We start from the raw sequence: 13923 nt of genomic DNA on the forward strand, positions 1-13923 counted from the left end.
GTCGATCAACCGGGCAAGCGCGGCCTCTAGCGGCCCCTTCTCGATGTCGAACAAAAGCCGCTCCTTCTTCGGCAGGCCTGCCCGCATGGCCTCGACCTCGGCCGCCTGTGTCTGCCGGGCATGGTCGTGATCGTCGGGGGCTGGTGCCGGCTGGCCGTAACGGCCAAGCAGCCGGCGCGCCGCTGCCGGCAGAAAGAGACGGTAGGCGTTGCTGGTCTGCTGGACCTGCGGGCCGCGTCCTTCGCTGCCGGTCGGCACGTAGCGCCGCAGCCAGTCGAGAAAGCCGTGTTGACGAAGCGCTTTCAGCGCATCGACGACGGCGGATTTCGAGCGGTTGATCCTCGCCGCGATTGTCTCGAGCGCCGGATCGAGGCGCCCGGATCGAAAGTCGATCAGGTTGGCGAGATAATCCAGCACCTCGAGCGCGACGTGCCCAAGCGGGCCGTTGCGCTGCCCGCCTTGGCGTCCGGCCATATCGTAGCGCCGCGCGGCCAAGACGAGCTGGCGCACGTCCTGCCGCGTTGTCGGCCGCCAGAATGTCCCCTCGCGCCCTTTCGCACGGGATTGACGGCGCACGGGTGCGCCCCGCCGTCCTTGCTGTGTCGGCTGATTGAGAATGTCCCCTAACAATTGCATGCGTCCCCCTTTCGGACCTGTCGGCCGAAGGGGCAGGGCGTCAAATTTTGGCAAAGCGATCCCGTGGCAAGAATCTGCTTGCAAAAGGCCGGGGACTTGTGGGAAGCTTCAGACACCACATCATGAAGTTTCCCGGGTCGTCCCCGGATATGAAGCCCGCCCTTTCGGCGGGTTTTCGTGTTTCTGGGCCTAGATTCCTCCGGGCTTGGTGAATGAAGCGCGGACGAATCTCCCGCGCACATTCGACTATCGTGCCAGACTCGCCCGGTTACGAAAAGAATTTTTAAGGTTTGCGGATTTTCGCCCGGATCTGCGAAAGCGAATCCGGGGGCAGGATCTCTGCGCGGATCCTCGCGCCAGCGAAAATCCGCCCCCTTAACCGGGGTTTCCGATCCTAAAACGCCGGATCATTTGAGGGGTAAATTTACCTCTCGAAAGGCACCGCCAAGGGGTGGAGAAATCCCGGATTCATTGGGGTTTCGCGCTGTATAGCGTGGGGTTTCCGATCCTAAAGCAGCGAGTTCCGGCAACCCTTTCCCGCTATAAACTCATTCGCCGCCCCCGCCGCTGAATTTCAGGCCAAGAGACAAGCCGCGTTCCTGTTTCTTCTCGCGCTCGGCCCCCGGCTCGGCGGTCGCGGCCCGCTGCTTCTCGAACCAATCCCATGCGGCTGTGGCCTTTCCCTCGCCGCCCCAATCCGCTTCACGGCGGGTCTTCGCGTCCTTTTCGGACTGCGAAAGATTGCCCCCCTGCGTCGAGAAATTTGCCTCTCTCGAATGGGGCGGGTTCGCCCGCTCGTGCGCGGCCGTCGCGTCGGCGATCGGCGCGGGCGAATCGTTGGCGGGAGCCTGTGCCTGCGCCGTGAAATTCGGCTGCTTGATCGCCCGGATCGGATCGGCTTGCTCGTGCGCGGCCTTCACGTCCGGCATGGGGGCAGGGGCGTCGTGCTCACGCCGCCGCGGCGTCTCGGCCGGGGCAGGCTTGCCGCCGCCCGCGCCATCGCTCCCGCGGCGTCCCCACACGGCCGGATAAGGGGGAAGCTTCGCTTGTTCGAGGCTCGGCCCTTTGACCTGGTGCGCTTCCTGACTGAATCGCGCCAGGTCTTTTTCGCTCGGTTGATAGGGCGCGCGCGGCGCTTGCTCCGGTGTCTTGGCCGCTGCAATCGCCTTTGCCGCAATCTCGTCGGATCGAGCGGCGGCCTCTCGGACCTTTGCTCCCTGTGCCGCCTTCTTTCGGAACCGTTCGGCTTGGTTCTTTTGGTATGACTGCGCGGCCACAAGACGGCGGCGCATCAGGGCGTCTCGTTCGGCCTTCTTCTGCCGTTCTGTCTCGGCCGCGATGTCCGCCTTGCGCTTCTCATGGGCTTTCTCAAGCGCCTTGAGCTGGTCCGCCTGCCGGGCATTCAAGGCGTCCCATCCTTGCCGGATGCGCTCGGCAATGCTGGCCTGATTGAGCTTGAGCCGGTCCAGCCGGTCGGCATCCCTGACCGTCTGGCCGGTCACACGCCGCACGAGGCTCCGCCAGCCGGTCGCCTCCATGCGGCTTTCGAGCGCCTGCCGCTCGGCCGCAAGCGTGCGCATCGGCTCGCCATAGACCTTTTCGATCCGGTCCCGCTCGCGGGCCTGCTCGCTCGTATGGCGGCTTTTCAGGTCGGAACGTGTCCACTGGTGGGCGTTCTCGACCGCGTGGACCTGCGCGGCTCTCTGGCGCTCAAAGCGGTCGTCCAGCCCGTCGAGCTGCAATTGCAGTTGAGCAAGCAGGCCGTGCCGGTTTGCCCGCTGCCGGTTGTTTTCATTGGCCGCCCGGTTCTCGTCGCCGATCCGGCTCGCCGCACCGCGCTTTTCCATCTGGTGCGCGGCAGGGCCAAGATGCTGGGTCGGCTCGCGGTCGATTCCGCGATCCTTATAGCTGCGGCTATCCACCCGTTCGGCTCGGCCCGCGCGGAAAAGAGCGGCGTTTAAATGCTGCTCCCATTCCTTGCGCCACTCGGCCAGCCGGTCCCGGTCGTTCCACTCACGCGACTTCTTGCCGAAACCGCCGCCCGTCAGCTCCCGCATGGTGAGCATGACGTGCGCGTGATGGTTTCGGTGATCCTCGCGCGGCCCGGGCTGGTGAATGGCAAGGTCGGCAATCATGCCTTTGTCCACGAAGGACTTCTGGACAAAGCCCCGCACGAGTTCCCGCCGCTCGTCGGCCGTCAGCTCGTGCGGAAGGGAAAGCTGGACCTCACGGCAAAGCTGGGCGTCCTTTCGGCGCTCGGCGGCCTCGACCGCGTTCCACAACATGGCGCGGTCGTGCATCCAAGCGGGGGCGTTTTGCGGGGCCATGATTTCGGTGTGTGTGATGCCCTGCTTGCGCGTGTAGTCGTGCATCTGGCCCGTGCGGGTTTCGGCAATCACCTCGCCGGATCGATAGGCCGCGCAAGCCACGGCGCTGCGCCCCGTCTTGCGGCCGATGATCTGCGCGGAAAGCCGATATTGCGCCACGGATCAACGCACCTCGCAACAAAGAAAATGCCCGTTCCGGCATGTGAGGAACCAGCCCGCCCCGGCTGCTAAGGGGCAAAACGCATCCGGCCGGATACGTTGAAAGGGGTCCGGGGAATCCCCGGCGCACACATCGCTTGCGATGTATAAGTGCGCACTTCGTTCCTCAGTGATGCCGCACCGTCCATGTCGATTAACGCGAAAAACTCGCCTAGAAACTTTTCCAGAAAGCCAAGTTTATGGCAGCATGTCTATTCAGGGAAAGGGCCAGATGCAGAAAAAGCGCAAATCTCCAGATGAAAAATTGCAGGAGCTGAACCAGAAGAAGGCACAGCTCGAATCCCAGATCGCGCGCGAACGGGCGAGGGTGCGCGAGGCGGAGCGCAAACGCGATACGCGGCGCAAAATCGTCGCCGGGGCGGTCGTGTTGGAACATGCGCAAAAGGACCCGGAATTTCGCGCCCAGCTCGACGAGCTGCTACGCCGGTTTGTCTCGCGGGATCAGGACCGAGAGTTGTTTGGGATCGAATCCAAAGCGGAGCGCATGAGCGCGTAGCTGCGCCGCCTTCACGAACTCGCGGACAAAGCCGATTATGACGGGGTGAAGCTCCGGCGACTGCTGCGCGAGCGGCGCGGTCGCTGCGTCTGCTTTTCAAGCTCCGCGACGCGCCGCGCGAGATTGTCCACGGATGCGCTTAGGCTCATGTCGGCCGCATCTCCCTGAAGGATCGCTTCGGCCGCTTTCCGCATGACGTCATCAGCGAGACGGCCAACCGTGAGGCCGCGTTTACGCGCGGCGAGCTGGAACAGCTCCCGCGTCTCCGGGTCGATGCCACGCATCGCCCATGTATCGCTCTGCTTTGGTTGTTTCATACGGTCACTGGTCACACCGCACTTAGAACGTAGGCATCAAGCTGCCATAACGTCTTGTTTGCAATGTTATCAAAGTTATGCATTAATCCTTATGAAAATGTCAAAGCCTATATTTTTCAGGGGTTTCCGACATGTCGCAGCAAAACTCTACTGAACAAATGAAAATCGGCTTCATGATGATGGCAGTGTTTGCCGTGGTCATCGGCTCGGTTATTGTTCTTGCAATTTGCGGAGCTATCATCAGCTTCTATGTGATGCGCCGGGCAAAACCTGCCATCAACGCTGCTATTTTCTTCTTCTGGTTCCTTGGTTTTTTCATTTTCATAGAGCCGATGCTTACCGTGCACGCTTGGAACCCACACAAGCCGTTTTGGTATTATCTCCTTCTGACGTGCGCCGCCCCGGTTCTTTATGCGGTCGTGGGCCTCCTTGGCCTGACAATCGCAGAGGGCAAATTCCCGCTCGATATGTTCCAAGACGACGACGAAAAGCAGCCGGAACCCGCCCCGGCTGCGGCGCGGCCAGCCCCGCAGATTTTGCCGCCCCGTCAACGTCCCTCGGAAGCGCACCGCACGGCGGGGCCGTGGGGTGGCGGGGCGGTCAACTCAAACGATCCCCTAGCCGACGCTTTCGACGTGCCACCGCAACGCTCTCGGCCCTAAACGGGGATGAGCCGTCATGCTTTGGGAACTCCTATCGAGGCTGGAGCAGTTCAAGGCATGGGGCCGGGCTGACGAGCTGCATGCTCTTCAACACGAAGGGCAGATACAGGCGCAGCGGGTCTTAGAGTTCATCGAGCGCGAGGAGGCATCCGGCAAGCTCGGCGGCGGCCGTCTCGGCACCATCGAGGACGCGGCCGCCCTCGACATGCTGAACCCTGACGGCATCTTTCTCGGCCGCCTAGAGGGGCGGCCGATCTTCTATCCCGGCAAAGCCCACCTTCTGAATTACGGCCCGACGCAGACCGGTAAGGGCCGCGACCTCGTCTTGACAAATATGGCCCACGTCGGGAACCGCTCCGTTATCGTCAACGACATCAAGAACGGCGAAAACGCTTGGGCCTCGGCACATCACCGCCGCCGCAACCTCGGCCATAAAACAATTCCGCTCAACCCGTTCGGCATGCATGGCGTCCCGGGCTGGCGGCTCAATCCGTTCGGCCACATCATCAAGCGGGCACAGGCGGGGCAGTCGGTTTTTACAGACTGCCTCGACGCCGCCATGTCCCTCGTCCCGGCAACGAAAGGCGAAAACGCATGGGTCGGACAGGGAGCGCAAGAAATACTCGCCATGTGGATCGAATGGGCCGCGCGGTGCGAGCCGGAACGCTGCACGCTCGGCGAACTGTGGCGCTTCGTGAACGAACGCCACAATCTGGATGACCGCTTAAAGACAATCGGCAGATGCGGGATCGAGGAAATTGCGGCCGTCGCCGCCTCGTTCGCCTACGACAAGAGCGAAGCCACCACGCAATACGCCGCATATTACGGTGAGATGAAGAACGCCCTTCGGTCGTTCCGGCCGGGCGAACCGCTGGCGGACGCCACGGCCGCCAGTGACTTCGATCCGGGCGATCTGCGGCACGAGCTGACGACCGTTTACCTCATGGCTCCGGAGCGGCAGATGACCGCCGCTGCGAAATGGGTGTCCCTGACGGTTTCGAGCATGCTCGAAACGGCTGCGAACACACCCGGCCCGGTGCCGGTCCTGTTCTTGATCGACGAGCTGGCGAACCTTCCATACATGCCTGTCATCCCAAAGGCCCTAACGCTTTACGCTGGAATGGGCGTCCAACTCTGGGGCCTCTGCCAAGGGCGAAACTCCCTGCTCTCGCGAGGCTACAAGCTGGAAACCATCAAGCTTTTCGAGGAGCAGGCGGGCGTTTTCACCGCGTGGGGGATCGAGGACGCCACCCTCATGCGCGATGTGGAAACATGGTCAGGGATCAAGAGCGTGGCCGTGCGCACCGTCAACAATTCCGGGGCAGGCTACGGGTCCGCATCGTTCGGCTTGGCCGAACACAAGCGGCCCGTCCTGCAATCGGAAGAAATCCGCGCCATCGGGGACGGCCTTCAACTCGTCAAGCGGATCGGTGCCCCGCTGTTCGTGATCGAACGCGTGCCGTGGTTTGAGGTGCCCCGGTGGCGCGATGTTATCCGTGATGTGCGCCAGCTCCACTATGGAACGGCAGCGCCTACCCGTCCGCTCATCACTGGATAGTTTCATACGAAACCGCTTTGCGGGTGGTCAGGTATAGGTTACCCTTCCCTTTTATACTGACTTTAGGATTGGAAAGGGGGCTATTTACAGCCATGAAACTATCAGCAGGAAAGGCCGCCGAAACGGTCGGCGTCACCACGCCGACAATTACGAAAGCCATTAAATCCGGGCGTTTGTCGGCCGAACGCACCGAAGACGGCAAAGGCTGGTTGATCGACCCGGCCGAACTCTGCCGGGTCTTTCCGCCTCTAAACGGCAAGAGTGCGGAAAAGGGTAAAGCTTTAGGATCGGAAACCCCAAAAGATACAGCTTTTACAGCGACTTTAGAGGCCGAACTTAAAGCACTGCGAGAACGCTTTGATGATTTCCGGGCCATGTCCGATCGCGAGCGCGACGAGCTGCGCCGGGATCGCGATCGCTGGCACGAACAAGCAACCGGGGCGCTGCGTCAGCTCGGTGAAGTAAGCCAAACCCTCAAGATAATTGAGGACCGGCGCGAGGAGGCCGAAAAATCGGCCCGTGAGCGGCCGAAAGGACTGGCCGGGTGGTTCACGAGGAAGAGCGCTTAAAGGCGCTCTGCATCAATCCTCGGCCCGGTGAACGCGCTTCGCGCGTTGCCGGGGGCTGTCTGCCCCCGGACCCCCGAGGATACAGGGCACAAAGTAGACTCCTGAACGAGAAACGGCCCCGCCTGTGAAGGCAAGGGCCGTCTACTTCGTGCGCGGACTATCCGTCCCCGGGTTCCGCATTTCCAATTGTGCCGGAATTCGCCCTTTCCGGGCAAGGCATAATTCAGGCGGCTTCAAGTCCACATGCGTTCAGCAATTGAACGCTGCTCCTCGCCGAGCGCGTTCGCATAGATCGCCGTCGTCTCGATCGTGGCGTGCCCCATCCATTTCGACAGCATGTTGAGCGGTACGGCCGCGCCGATCGCCGCGACGCCGTAGCCGTGGCGCAAGCCCTTCGGGCTCGCATGGGGGCCGTTGATCCCCGCCGTCTCCATGACGGCCTTCACCTGCCGCCATGCGGTCGTGCGGCTCCAATCCCATAGCAGCGGATCGCCGCGCCGCCTGTGCGCCTCCCTGACGCCGTGAACGAGGTCGAGGGTATCAAGCAGCCGCGCGGGCACTGGCACGGCCCTATAGACGCCCGTACGGCGTTTCTTCAGCGTCTCGAAGACGAGCGCCTGCCCCTCAAGGTCGATCCGCTTCACAGACAGCGCCAAGGCTTCGGAAATCCGGCACCCGGTGAAGTGCAGCACCTCGCAAAAGGATCGCACCTCTCGCGGCGCTTTGGCGGCGGCCGTGAGGAAGGCCGCGCGTTCGGCGGCGGTCAGATAAAGGCGGTTGCCCTGCGGGTCGATGAGGTCGGTCATTTGAAACAGAATACAATGAAAGTGTTTCAAAAACGAGCGCTCGTAGGGCAGGGAAGGGTGGAAAGCTTCCGGTCCGCTTTCGGGAAGGACGGAGTTGAAGGTGGACATAGCTGCGCGATGCATTCCAGCGTCATAACCTTGTACGAAGCTTCAAATACGCGAGCGGTGGAGCCCCGAACGCCCGCTTGAACATGGTCGTGAAGGCCGCCGGATTGTCGTAGCCAAGTTCGCCCGCGACGGATGTCACGGACACTCCGGTGACCAGCTTCGTCACAGCGGACATGAGGCAGGCCTGCTGGCGCCACTCGGCGAAACTGAGGCCCGTCTGCGCTCGAAACAGACGGGTGAACGTACGGCGGCTCATGGCGAGCCCGGCGCACCAGTCATCGATCGTCTCAGCTATCGAGGGATGTTCGCTGAACTGTCGGCATCGAGCCGCGAGCGCCTCATGGGACGGGAACGGGAGCGACAGGGGCAGGATCGCCAGGGAAACCATCTCGTATCGGATCAGCTCCATGAGCGCGGCCGAGCGGCTTTCCCGTTCGTATTCGAGCGGAGCGTCCACGGCTTCGGCAATCAGGGCGCGCATGAACGGCGGCATGTCCAGAACCTGGCAGGACATCGGCATTCCCGGCGCCGCGTCGGGTTCGACGTAGAGGCTCCTCATCCGCACCGGGCCTACCATCCGGACGTTGTGGATGGTCCCGGGGGGGATCCACATTCCGTGCCCTGGCGGCATCAGCCATGCACCATGCGGCGTCGACAGCACGATCACACCCGATGCGCTCGATATGAGCTGGCCCCGACGATGTTCGTGCGGATCGATGAAGTGCCCCGCCGGGTATTCCTTCCCGATCGCGATGATGGACAGGGGAAGGTGGTCGATCTCGTTGATGTGCACTTTTCGCATGGTTGGCCTGAACTCGAAGCGGGAAGGCCCAGGTTCGGTGGCGGGCCACCTCCGGTTTCCGTAGTTCGAAACACGAAGGTGCGCAACGAGCGCTCTGTAGTAGAACTCGATCGGAGGCATACCGCCTTGAGCCAAACCCTATCAGCACAACCATTCGTCGAACGGACGGCGCTGACGGTCCTTGGGGCGGCGAGCATCTGCCACCTCCTGAACGACTTGATGCAGTCGCTTCTTCCGGCGCTCTATCCGATCCTTCAGGAAGGCTACGGACTAAGCTTCGCCCAGGTCGGCATGCTGACCTTCGTGTACCAGATCACGGCGTCGCTGTTTCAGCCGTTCATCGGCTTCTACACGGACAAGCGCCCGCTTCCCTATTCCCTACCAGTCGGCATGTCCTCGTCGCTCGTCGGGCTGGTGACCATCGCTTATGCGCCGAACTACGTGGGGCTCCTCGTCGGTGCCATTCTTCTCGGTCTTGGGTCTGCGATCTTCCACCCGGAAACGTCGCGGATCGCGCGCTTGGCATCGGGCGGCAAACACGGCCTGGCGCAGTCCATCTTCCAGGTTGGCGGCAACTTCGGGTCCGCCATCGGACCGCTCGCGGTCGCCTTCGTCATCCTGCCGCGTGGACAGCAAAGCCTCGCCTGGTTCGCGCTGGCGGCGCTGCTCGGCATCGTTATCTTGACCGGGCTCGGGCGTTGGTATCAGCGGAACGGCCATGCCAAGCGCCCGTCGAACACGACCCCGGTCCGCCACGCCTTCCTGACCCGGGCGCAGGTCTCGAAGGCCGTCGCGGTCCTCCTGATCCTGCTCTTCTCGAAATACGTCTACCTCGCGTCGTTCACGAGCTACTACATCTTCTACATGATGAACGAGTTCGGCCTGTCGACGCAGACGGCGCAGGTCTACCAGTTCATCTTCTTCGCAGCCGTCGCGGCTGGAACGGTGGCGGGCGGGCCGATCGGCGACAGGCTCGGGCGCAAGATCGTCATCTGGGTGTCGATCCTCGGCGTCCTGCCGTTCACGCTCGTCCTGCCCTATGTCGGGCTGACAGCTACTGCGGCCTTGAGCATCGTGATCGGCTTCATCATGGCGTCCGCGTTCTCGGCGATCGTCGTCTATGCTCAGGAACTCATGCCCGGCCGAGTCGGGATGGTGTCGGGGCTGTTCTTCGGCTTCATCTTCGGCGCCGGCGGGATCGGCGCCGCGCTCCTCGGCATCTTGGCAGATCACACCAGCATCCGCTTCGTGTTCCAGGTCTGCGCCTTCCTGCCATTCATCGGCATCCTCACGGCACTCCTGCCGAACACCCGTGAGCCGAAGGCGGGCTGACCGTACCCCTGCTGCACGAGGACTGCGCCACACCGCGCCGCGTCGTCAGCGCCAACGCGTCCTCGACCTCATGAGATAGAGGCTCGTCGTGCAAACAGCGGCTACTCGACTGCCATGACCGCTTTCCGGCGAAGCGCAAGGGCTTTCAGAACGGTAGCAACGGGTCGGAAGCTGCCGATCGCCCGCGTCACCGGATATGAAACAGAATTCATAATTCTGTTTCAAATTGCGCTTTCTGCATATGACCCGTTTCCAGCCCTTGCAGAATCGAAGCTTTACCAGACATTGCAATCGGCACCCTTGATAACGATATCTAAAGCGGCGGAGTACCTGGCTAGCTGCACTGCATTGAACGCACATTGATGGTGCGTTCAATGGAGTCGCAGCGTCCGGAAGACTCCAGCTAAACGCCGGACCTGGCCAAATGCGTGATGGCGACTACTCCAAGGGACCCGCACGCACCTGAATGGGGAGGTGTCTATGCAGGCACGCTTCATTCTCGAAGCCAGTAGGTCGAATGGAACGGCGTATCGCGTCGAGCTATCGATTGTTGTCACCTCGGTGGCAATCCTATCGCTGGCCGCGAGATTACTCTTTCCGTAAAGCCTAGACAGGCCTTCCCCTCTTTTTGAGGGGGAGGCCATTTTTTTGAGCTATTAGTGCAGCCAGATTGCTGAAAGGCTGCAATATTTTACAAGCATACCTGATCATAGTCTGGTATCTGTGAACTAAGCTTCAAGCTGGCTAGCCATACCGGTCCCCGCCGAATAAGACGGCGGTATTATTCCCGCACATGGACTGGATTCGTCGCCTAATGAGACGGAAAGACGGTGGCCAAAAAATCAGGGCATTACGTTCGAAACCCGTTTATCAGAATGGTCTCCGTGAGGGCCAGAAGGTAAATAAAGCGGCAAGCATTAGCCGAGACGGTATGCATACTGTCGTTTCACTGTTTTCTGGTTGTGGCGGTCTGGACCTCGGCTTTCAGGGGAATTTTTCGGTCTTTAACCGCCACTATCCCGCGTTACCGTTCGAGATTGTTGCTGCCTATGACAATTTTTCAGATGCCGTTGAAACCTATAAACTAAACCTAGGAAACGAAATTGCTTGCCTCGATCTCTCTCAAAAGCCAACCGAAGACATCCCGGCTGCAGACATATTGATCGGAGGCTTCCCCTGTCAGGATTTTTCCTCTTCTGGCCCCAAGGTCGGCCTTTCAGGAGAGCGAGGCCAATTATACACTGCCCTCACCCACTACATGGAACGGTACCGGCCTAAGATCGTGATCGGCGAAAATGTGCCGTATCTCGCACGCCTTGATCGCGGAAAACATCTCGAACATATCCTTAATGAATATGAGTCTGTCGGGTACTCATTTGAAGTTTGGGAGCTCTACTGCCCAGATTATGGTTTACCACAAAGCCGACGACGCCTCTTTCTAGTAGGGGTTCGTAACGACCTTCCTGGGTTTCCTCGGAAGCCACTACCGACCCATTCGGCAGCCTACTATACGATCGATCAAGCTCTTGCCGACTTAGAGCCTATCACTGATGAAACGATCACAAACCAAAGCCAGTATTTTGTCGCTTCTCGGGCGACGGCTGGCGGAGGCCAGGGCGATCATAAAAATCGGCGAGGAGACGTTGCATACTGCATCCGCGCGAATGCTCGGGGCAGAATCCAATTTCACTACGAGCTAGATCGACGATTAACGGTCCGCGAATGCGCGCGACTCCAGTCATTCCCAGACGATTATGTCTTTCCATACTCGACTCAACGCAATCTTACGCTGATCGGCAACGCTGTTCCGCCAATGGTCGCTCATCAGGTCGCATCTTCGATATCGCGTTACCTTTCCGAAATCTCCGAGAAACAACCCACAAAAAATCCTGAGAAACTAAGAAGGCCACGGCTTCCAAAACAATTGGGACTATCATTCTAATATGGAAAGCAGCGATAAATTTCTCGTAGAAACTTTTCTAAAGCCAATTAGAGAATGCTATAAATATAAACCCGCTTTTGGGCTATCTAGCCGTGACAATGGAGTTTCATTCACCGATTTTGAAGAAATATTCGGGAATGACCCATTTTACTCATGGATTGGGCTAGCTTCTCCATCAGTATATGCCGCTCACAAGGCTGCTGGCGGCCTAACTTCAGTATATCGACAATTAGGAATTGGGTCGGAGCGGCTTTTTCGCGCAATTTTGAATATTGCTTTAGAAATAGATGAAGAAAAAATATTATGGTCATATAAATATAATTCTTCTCCCACAAAACTTGCCACGCATACATTAGATGCGTGTCTACGCATTGACGATCTGCAAGGTAGTGCACGCCAGAGACTGTCCGATTGGATAACAGGCTCAATTGACCGGATCGGCACATCAAATAATAAGAAATCAGTCTTAGATGGTGTAGTATTTGAAGTTCGACAGGGCTATAAAAGCGCAGATTCCAAGCGACAAAATGCGGATTTGAGATTCGGACTTAATGCATATCAAAGTGATATGCTTCCAGCATTTGCAATATTTTCAAATCAAGTTAGTTATCCAGTTATTCATCGATATAGAGCGGATGGAATGCTTGTTCTCACGGGGATATCAAATGAAGACCCCTTTGAATCCACATTTGCATTTTTCAAAAAGGTTGTAGAGTATGATCTTAGCAATTTTTTTGAGCGAAATAAAGAAGAAATAAGGAGAGAGGTCCGGTCAGTTGTTTCTTCTTTACTAGTACCATCTGATTGAAATATTATATCAACAGGGAATTACTATATTAAATCCGGCTCGTGCCGGGCAATGATCCGCGCCCGCTGGCGCATGATGAGCACGCGGCCGGGATAGCTGCGCTTCGCCAGCTCCAACACCTCATAGGCCATATTCAGGCGGGTAACGGTGGCAATTTTCGTTTCTTCCGTGTCCCCGTTCTGGGGGACATACTCGATCAGATAATCGAGCTCGGGGAACCATGATAAGCGCCTGTCCGGCTGGCTCATCGCTGCCCCGGCAGATCGAAAAACGCCGGATTTGCGTGGCGGCTCGCCAGCTTGGCCGCAAGCTGCTCGACCTTCACGCGCCTTTCTTCGGGAAACGGCAGGTCGAGCGCCCGCCGTATTTGCCCCGTGATGGCTGTTTCGCCTGTCCGGCTGTCGAGATAGGCAAGCGCTTCCTGAAACGGCTCGTCGGCCCGTAAATCCTCGTCCTCGGCGCATTTCGCGCCATCGATCAGAACGGCCAGGGCGACCTTGATCCCCTCGGCCCGCGCCAGCTCGTGCCCATACCCGCAAAAGGCCATGTCCTTAGCCCTTCTCCGCGCTTCATCCTCGATCTCGAACATGAGAACAAAAATAGAACAAACCGCGAGACCTGCCAAGCGGAATCATCGGCCGTTGTCGGGCTCGTCCTGCACGGCGATGTAGCGGCGACCGCCGATCTCGTAGACCAGGGCACCCTTGAGGCTGCCGATCACGTGCGAAAACACCTCCTCGATGGGGCGTCCCTCGGCATCGTCCGGAATTTCGACCTGCTGGCCGCTTTTCAGGGTGATGACGCGGCGATGTAGCCGGGTGACGTTGTTGTCGGTCACGGCCGCCTCACACCAGGCGCGGTTGCTCGCCCTGGGGCGCGGCCTTCGGCACGAAGCGGGTGACGGTAATTTCGTCCTGGTGGCGGCGTGCCTGGGCAAGATCGAACGCGGTTTGCAGCTTGAGCCAGAAATCTGCCTCGCCGCCGAACGCCTTTTCCAGCCGGATCGCCATTTCCGGGGTGATCCCGCCCTTTTCGTTCAAAAGTTTGGTCATCGTCTGCCGGGACACGCCCAGCACCTGGGCGGCCTCGGTGACGGTGAGGCCGTTCGGGATCAGGCATTCCTCGCGGACAATCTCGCCAGGATGCGGGGGGTCAAACATAGGCATGGGTTTCGCTCCTTCTCATCAGTGATAATCGACCAGATCGACGTCGGCCGGGTCCTCGCCCTCGAAGCGGAATATGATCCGCCAGTTGCCGGACACGCTGACGCTCCAAAAGCCCGCGAGGTCCCCTTTCAGGGGGTGCATGCCCATATTCGGGAAAGGCGCGAAGGACTCCGGA

The 13923-nt window shown here is 59.5% G+C and carries 17 protein-coding genes; 7 read left to right on the forward strand and 10 right to left on the reverse strand.

The genetic code is table 11. From position 1 onward, the window contains the following. Both MF134_RS23410 and mobQ read right to left on the reverse strand, forming a co-directional pair. Positions 1–510: helix-turn-helix domain-containing protein (locus tag MF134_RS23410; RefSeq protein WP_255341808.1), on the reverse strand; the 510-nt coding region annotated here is incomplete at its 3' end. Positions 511–1184: 674 nt separating this feature from the next. Continuing rightward, positions 1185–3122, reverse strand: a complete 1938-nt coding sequence (mobQ, locus tag MF134_RS23415) for a MobQ family relaxase (RefSeq protein WP_255341809.1) — start codon at positions 3120–3122, stop codon at positions 1185–1187. 271 nt (positions 3123–3393) lie between these two features. Between mobQ and MF134_RS23420 the strand changes: the two genes are divergently transcribed. Continuing rightward, positions 3394–3678 (forward strand): hypothetical protein, encoded by a 285-nt coding sequence (locus MF134_RS23420; protein WP_255341810.1) that lies wholly within the window; start codon positions 3394–3396, stop codon positions 3676–3678. Between the two features lie 35 nt (positions 3679–3713). On the opposite strand, the gene MF134_RS23425 is transcribed toward MF134_RS23420, so the two are convergent. Then, the gene (locus MF134_RS23425) at positions 3714–3962 is read right to left on the reverse strand and encodes a hypothetical protein (protein ID WP_255341811.1); all 249 of its coding nucleotides are present in this window, start codon (positions 3960–3962) and stop codon (positions 3714–3716) included. A gap of 164 nt (positions 3963–4126) precedes the next feature. Between MF134_RS23425 and MF134_RS23430 the strand changes: the two genes are divergently transcribed. From MF134_RS23430 to MF134_RS23440, 3 genes are all read left to right on the forward strand, one after another. Next, on the forward strand, positions 4127–4657 hold the full coding sequence (locus MF134_RS23430; protein ID WP_255341812.1) for a hypothetical protein: 531 nt from the start codon (positions 4127–4129) through the stop codon (positions 4655–4657). Positions 4658–4673: 16 nt separating this feature from the next. Next, positions 4674–6215, forward strand: coding sequence for a type IV secretory system conjugative DNA transfer family protein (locus MF134_RS23435; protein WP_255341813.1), 1542 nt, complete (start codon positions 4674–4676; stop codon positions 6213–6215). Positions 6216–6307: 92 nt separating this feature from the next. Further along, on the forward strand, positions 6308–6784 hold the full coding sequence (locus tag MF134_RS23440) for a hypothetical protein (protein ID WP_255341814.1): 477 nt from the start codon (positions 6308–6310) through the stop codon (positions 6782–6784). A 233-nt stretch (positions 6785–7017) separates the two neighbouring features. On the opposite strand, the gene MF134_RS23445 is transcribed toward MF134_RS23440, so the two are convergent. Both MF134_RS23445 and MF134_RS23450 read right to left on the reverse strand, forming a co-directional pair. Beyond that, positions 7018–7713 carry a tyrosine-type recombinase/integrase gene (locus MF134_RS23445; protein WP_255341815.1) on the reverse strand — a complete coding sequence of 232 codons (696 nt, stop codon included), beginning with the start codon at positions 7711–7713 and terminating at the stop codon, positions 7018–7020. A gap of 7 nt (positions 7714–7720) precedes the next feature. Beyond that, positions 7721–8500, reverse strand: coding sequence for an AraC family transcriptional regulator (locus tag MF134_RS23450; RefSeq protein ID WP_255341823.1), 780 nt, complete (start codon positions 8498–8500; stop codon positions 7721–7723). Between the two features lie 126 nt (positions 8501–8626). Between MF134_RS23450 and MF134_RS23455 the strand changes: the two genes are divergently transcribed. From MF134_RS23455 to MF134_RS23465, 3 genes are all read left to right on the forward strand, one after another. Beyond that, positions 8627–9832 carry an MFS transporter gene (locus MF134_RS23455; protein WP_255341816.1) on the forward strand — a complete coding sequence of 402 codons (1206 nt, stop codon included), beginning with the start codon at positions 8627–8629 and terminating at the stop codon, positions 9830–9832. Between the two features lie 931 nt (positions 9833–10763). Further along, positions 10764–11774 carry a DNA cytosine methyltransferase gene (locus tag MF134_RS23460; protein ID WP_255341817.1) on the forward strand — a complete coding sequence of 337 codons (1011 nt, stop codon included), beginning with the start codon at positions 10764–10766 and terminating at the stop codon, positions 11772–11774. 1 nt (position 11775) lies between these two features. Next, on the forward strand, positions 11776–12582 hold the full coding sequence (locus tag MF134_RS23465; protein WP_255341818.1) for a hypothetical protein: 807 nt from the start codon (positions 11776–11778) through the stop codon (positions 12580–12582). A gap of 23 nt (positions 12583–12605) precedes the next feature. Here MF134_RS23465 and MF134_RS23470 read toward each other — a convergent pair whose 3' ends face one another. The 5 genes from MF134_RS23470 to MF134_RS23490 all read right to left on the reverse strand — a co-directional run bounded on the left by MF134_RS23470 (position 12606) and on the right by MF134_RS23490 (position 13895). Next, positions 12606–12830, reverse strand: a complete 225-nt coding sequence (locus MF134_RS23470) for a hypothetical protein (RefSeq protein ID WP_255341819.1) — start codon at positions 12828–12830, stop codon at positions 12606–12608. Then, a complete protein-coding gene (locus MF134_RS23475) occupies positions 12827–13129 on the reverse strand; it encodes a hypothetical protein (RefSeq protein ID WP_255341820.1) in 303 nt (100 codons plus the stop codon). The genes MF134_RS23470 and MF134_RS23475 overlap by 4 nt, the downstream gene beginning before the upstream one ends. An 84-nt stretch (positions 13130–13213) precedes the next feature. Continuing rightward, the gene (locus tag MF134_RS23480; RefSeq protein WP_255341821.1) at positions 13214–13420 is read right to left on the reverse strand and encodes a hypothetical protein; all 207 of its coding nucleotides are present in this window, start codon (positions 13418–13420) and stop codon (positions 13214–13216) included. Positions 13421–13427: 7 nt separating this feature from the next. Then, positions 13428–13748 carry a HigA family addiction module antitoxin gene (locus MF134_RS23485; RefSeq protein ID WP_255341822.1) on the reverse strand — a complete coding sequence of 107 codons (321 nt, stop codon included), beginning with the start codon at positions 13746–13748 and terminating at the stop codon, positions 13428–13430. An 18-nt stretch (positions 13749–13766) separates the two neighbouring features. Next, positions 13767–13895 carry a type II toxin-antitoxin system RelE/ParE family toxin gene (locus MF134_RS23490; RefSeq protein WP_369695456.1) on the reverse strand — a complete coding sequence of 43 codons (129 nt, stop codon included), beginning with the start codon at positions 13893–13895 and terminating at the stop codon, positions 13767–13769. Positions 13896–13923 lie beyond the last annotated feature (28 nt).

Source organism: Jiella marina, assembly GCF_024359545.1.
GTDB lineage: Bacteria > Pseudomonadota > Alphaproteobacteria > Rhizobiales > Rhizobiaceae > Jiella.